At 45.5% G+C, this 5,112-nt stretch carries 3 protein-coding genes and 1 riboswitch; of the genes, 2 read left to right on the plus strand and 1 reads right to left on the minus strand.

Annotation, left to right across the window (positions count from 1 at the left end):
* Positions 1-121: 121 nt before the first annotated feature.
* The gene (gene crtH / locus B9G53_RS14580; RefSeq protein ID WP_094533533.1) at positions 122-1,636 is read right to left on the minus strand and encodes a carotenoid isomerase; all 1,515 of its coding nucleotides are present in this window, start codon (positions 1,634-1,636) and stop codon (positions 122-124) included.
* A 260-nt stretch (positions 1,637-1,896) separates the two neighbouring features.
* Positions 1,897-1,993, plus strand: a riboswitch (TPP riboswitch).
* Positions 1,994-2,000: 7 nt separating this feature from the next.
* On the opposite strand from crtH, the gene thiC reads away from it, so the two are divergent.
* Positions 2,001-3,386, plus strand: coding sequence for a phosphomethylpyrimidine synthase ThiC (thiC, locus tag B9G53_RS14585; RefSeq protein ID WP_094533535.1), 1,386 nt, complete (start codon positions 2,001-2,003; stop codon positions 3,384-3,386).
* A gap of 113 nt (positions 3,387-3,499) precedes the next feature.
* The gene (locus B9G53_RS14590) at positions 3,500-4,972 is read left to right on the plus strand and encodes a right-handed parallel beta-helix repeat-containing protein (protein WP_094533537.1); all 1,473 of its coding nucleotides are present in this window, start codon (positions 3,500-3,502) and stop codon (positions 4,970-4,972) included.
* Positions 4,973-5,112 lie beyond the last annotated feature (140 nt).

A 5,112-nucleotide genomic window follows, 5' to 3' on the forward strand; every position in this document is an offset into this window, starting at 1 on the left:
TTTCGTCTTCTTTTTTTTAGGTAACAGAGGTTCTATAATCTCCCACTCTTGATCGCTTAGGCTGCTGCTATATCCCATGTTTGACTCCTTTTTCTACTCTTCCTAAGATACCAAATGGGTTCTATAAAAGCCCTAATGACGATGCAACCAAATGACCGCAAGCAAAGCCCGAAAATGCTACAGCATTTAAACCCTGTCCTGGGAAAGTACTATCACCAACACAATATAGATCGGGAATAGAAGTTCTATTAAAAGGCATTCCCAAAAGACCTAAAGGCTTACCCGCAGGAATTGGTCCATAGGTTCCATCAGCACGACCAAGAAAACGACGATGGCTGCGTGGAGTGCCAATTTCTTGATAGTCGAGACAATCTTCTAGTTTAGGAAAAATCGCTGACAGGCGATCGCATAGCTTTCTCGCCGCTTCGTTTTTCTTTGCTTCATATTCCGAAGCAGATAAACCTTCCCATTCACTCATCCAACTAGGTGTAAAGGTATGCACAATGTGATGCCCGTCAGGGGCAAGGGAGCGATCAAGCAGAGTAGGAATCGATACAAAAATCGTGCCTTGTTCCTTTTGCATATCGTTCCAATCTTCCAACAAGATATGGTGACAAGCTGCATCATCGGGAATAGCAGAAGCTTCGACACCAAGATGTAAACTCAGGAAGCTAGGGGATTTTTGATAGCGTGATTGCCAACCTTTTTCACCACTAGGCAAAGGTTCATCCTTGAGCAAGTTCCCAAAAGTATCCCAACGTGTCGCATTGGAAACGACTTTCTTGGCATAGAGAATTTCGCCACTTGCCAGTTTTACACCGATCGCACCTTTACCAGATTTTGCTTTGGGAATAATCTGGGTAACTCTTGCGCCATAGCGAATTTCTCCACCCGCTTTGTCCAAACCTTCCGCCAATTTTTCGGCAATTTTACCCACGCCACCGACGGGATAGTTAATGCCGCCATAATGGCGATCGCTAAACACCATCCCTGCATTAATCGCTGGTGTGCGATCGGCGGGAACCACCGACCAGCAATAACATTCCATATCGATGAATAGCAGCAACTCAGGATCGCGAATATATTTCTTGGCGATATCGCCTGCATTTTGGGGCAGATAGGCAGCTAAACCTAAGCAAGCTAGAGGATTCTGGAAAAATACGCGCATCAAGTAGCGCCATTCTTCGAGGGACAGTAACTCAATCGCATTTAAGCAATTAAAAATCTTCCAACATTCATCGTAAAACTTGCGAATACCCTCACGCTCATGGGGAAAGCGATCGCCTAATTCTTTAATGAACTGCTCATAATCACGATGCACCTCGATTTCCAGATTATTCGGCAAATGGTAATGAATCTGTACAGGGTCGGGAATTGTCTCCATTTTCATATTCACCGCCGCCAGCGCACGGGTAAGCAGATTAGTCGTACCGCGATCGCCAAAGCCAAAAATCATCGATGCGCCCACATCAAAACGGTAGCCATTGCGCTCAAAATAGCCACCACTGCCCCCCGCAATCAAATAGCGCTCAAGGACAATTACGCTTGCCCCCTTCGCCGCCAATTGCGTTGCGGTGACTAAGCCGCCAATTCCTGAGCCAATTACAATTACATCCGCATCGAGTGTTAGCGCCATCACATTTCTTAATCAAAACCTATCCTCAACTATATATTGATTTGCGCTGCAAATAATCTTGGCAATGACATGACAATGCAATTGCGTTATAGCTATAGCCACCTGTATCAGGAAAGATCAAAACCCAAATAGTGTGAGGAGGCGCTTCGCGCCTCCTCACACTATTTGGGTTTTATGTCCTAACAAGAATGGCTATAGCTATAACTTTTATACTCCACCTTATTTCTAAGTCTAAGCACTAGCTTTACAATGCTATGATCTCAAGATGCTAGGAGTGTCTGTGAAAACCAGACTGAGAGCAAATCCTTAGAACCTGAACCGATTGACATCGGCGTAGGAAAGCACATTATTTGAGGAAATTTACATGACAGTTGGACTAAAGCTTAACTCTGCACCCACAAGGCGCGGAGAATATCGCGGTACGCAAATGCATTGCGCTCGTCAAGGCATCATCACCGAAGAGATGCAGTATGTGGCATGGCGTGAAAATCTGCCCGTCGAATTGGTACGTGCCGAGGTTGCTAGAGGTCGGGCGATTATTCCCGCTAACAAGAATCACACCAACCTTGAGCCAATGGGCATTGGTATCGCCTTTAGATGTAAGGTCAACGCCAACATTGGTGCATCACCTAACTCCTCTAATATTGACGAAGAAGTTGCAAAGTTGCATCTATCGGTCAAGTATGGCGCAGATACCGTGATGGACTTGTCCACGGGTGGCGGTGATCTTGATGTGATCCGTACCGCGATCATTAATGCTTCACCTGTTCCCATTGGCACAGTTCCCATTTATCAAGCACTCGAAAGTGTGCATGGCAGAATGGAAAACCTAACTCCCGATGACTTTTTGCATATCATTGAGAAGCACGCGGAGCAAGGTGTGGACTATCAAACTATCCATGCAGGGATTTTAATCGAGCATCTGCCACTCGTTAAGAATCGTCTCACAGGTATTGTGTCTCGTGGTGGTGGTATTTTGGCGCGATGGATGTTGCACCATCACAAGCAAAATCCTCTCTATACCCACTTCAACGACATTATCGAAATCTTCAAGAAGCATGATGTTTCCTTCAGCTTAGGCGATTCTCTTCGCCCAGGTTGCTTGCATGATGCATCTGATGCAGCCCAACTTGCAGAATTGAAAACTCTTGGACAGCTAACCCGTCGCGCTTGGGAACATGATATTCAAGTCATGGTGGAAGGTCCTGGACATGTACCGATGGATCAGATCGAGTTCAACGTGCGTAAGCAAATGGAAGAATGCTCCGAAGCTCCTTTCTATGTGCTGGGTCCCTTGGTGACTGACATTGCCCCTGGTTACGACCACATCACTTCAGCGATCGGTGCAGCAATGGCTGGTTGGTATGGTACTGCCATGCTTTGCTATGTCACACCAAAGGAACATCTTGGCTTGCCCAATGCCGAAGACGTGCGTAATGGCTTGATAGCCTACAAGATCGCGGCTCATGCTGCCGACATTGCCCGTCATCGTCCTAACGCCCGCGATCGCGATGATGAGCTATCAACTGCACGTTACAACTTCGATTGGAATAAGCAATTTGAGCTATCCCTCGATCCTGAACGGGCTAAGGAATATCACGATGAGACTTTGCCTGCGGATATTTACAAAACCGCAGAATTCTGCTCGATGTGTGGTCCTAAGTTCTGTCCAATGCAAGAGAAGGTTGACGCTGAGGCAATTAGTGAGCTTGAGAAGTTTCTCGCCAAAGAGCCTGTAACTTCGGCTTAATCAAAGATCTAAAAGAGGAGGTGCGATGCACTTCCTTTTTTTGTATGAAACAAAAGCAACTTCCTGCTAGTCTAGTTAGACATGTTTGCTAGATATCTTGTTGGTGTCCGAATATGAATAAGTTTCCCTGTCCTCGTCTTATTAATATAGTTTTTCTTGCCTCACTCGCCACACCCTCGATTGCTTGGGCGCAGACTGCTCAACCAAAGATTGTTTATGTATCTCCACAAGGTACTGATGCACAGGCTTATCGAACAATTACTGACGCGATCGCTGCTAATCCGCAAGAAGGAACGATCTTTCAATTAAGTAATGGTACATATAGCGCCGCCTCTGGCGAAAGTTTTCCGATTCGTCTTCCTAAAGGTGCAATTCTACGTGGTAATCCTAGTACAAATGGAAGTAATGTAATCATTAGCGGCGGTGGTCGCTTTGTTAGTCCTACCTTTGCCAGTCAAAATATTGCGATCGCTGCCGCAACGAACTCTCGCATTGAAGGCGTTACTATCACCAATAGCAATCCACGGGGGTATGGACTATGGTTAGAGTCCAGTCGCAATGTGGTTATTGCCAACAACAGCTTTGTGCGTAGTACTCATGATGGTATCTTCCTCACAGGCAGTGCTAATGCTTACATCGGCAATAATCTATTTACGAACAATAAAGGCAGTGGTATTTCGGCTCTTGGCACAAGCACAGGGGAAATTCGTGATAACAGATTTGAGAATACAGGCTTTGGATTGTCGATTGGGCAACAATCTCAGGTGGTGTTAGCAAATAATAATATCTCCCGCAATGTGGATGGAGTTATCATTTCTAATACGGCTCAGCCAACACTGCGAGGCAATGCGATCGCTGATAATCAGCGTAATGGTTTAGTAGTTCTCAGTAGTTCCAATGGCTCTCCTCGCCCTGACCTTGGTACGACGATTTCGTTGGGAAATAATACTTTCCGAAACAACCGTGAATTTGACATTAATAATGCTACGACTATTCCTTTAGTAGCCGCAGGTAATCAAATTAATCAATCGAAGGTGAAAGGATTACTAGATTTGAGAGCATCAAGTTCTCCGATTACCAATGCTAGCCCCATCGCTTCTATCCGTCCTGTCCCACTTCCTGCGATTCCTGCATCGCCTACAAATACAGGAAATGCTATTCCGATTCAATCTAATCCTAGTGCCTCACCAACTACAGTATTTGTACCAGCCAAGCCACCTAGCGCTAGTCAAGCATTACCAAGCGCAGTGATTTCCACTAATCCTAGTGCTAACAATGCACCAACGACAATCATCATTGAGCGTGACTATAGCAGTCCCGCCATTCCTCCTAGAGTTGCAGCTTTACCCCCTGTGTCAGTCGATCCTACTACAGGCAAGCCTTTTCAATATCGTGTAGTTGTTCCTGATACTTCTATTGCTGTAACTCAACGAGTAAAAACGGTTGTTCCTGACGCATTTCGGTTGTCCCGTAGTGGTAGAACTGTGATGCAAGTAGGAGCCTATAGTGAGAGTGCCACGGCAAATCAACTAGTGCAGAAACTCGCCCAATCTGGTTTAAAAGCGGAAATCATTCCCTTTCGCTAGAACCCACATTCCGCTCGTAATGGAATGAGAAAAACAATTACGAAACAGGTGCAGGGAGCAAATAATAGCGTTGGCAGGTGGGAGAAAAAAACTTTAAAATATGAAGCCGAAGAGGAGACAAATTAACAACTTGAGAGAGT

Origin of the sequence: Pseudanabaena sp. SR411, from assembly GCF_002251945.1 — a bacterium.
In the GTDB taxonomy this organism is placed as follows: Bacteria; Cyanobacteriota; Cyanobacteriia; order Pseudanabaenales; family Pseudanabaenaceae; genus Pseudanabaena.

Excerpts from the sequence above, each read along its gene's own strand:
- crtH (WP_094533533.1), bottom strand. The coding sequence starts at position 1,636 with ATGGCGCTAACACTCGATGCGGATGTAATTGTAATTGGCTCAGGAATT.
- thiC (WP_094533535.1), top strand. The coding sequence starts at position 2,001 with ATGACAGTTGGACTAAAGCTTAACTCTGCACCCACAAGGCGCGGAGAA.
- B9G53_RS14590 (WP_094533537.1), top strand. The coding sequence starts at position 3,500 with ATGAATAAGTTTCCCTGTCCTCGTCTTATTAATATAGTTTTTCTTGCC.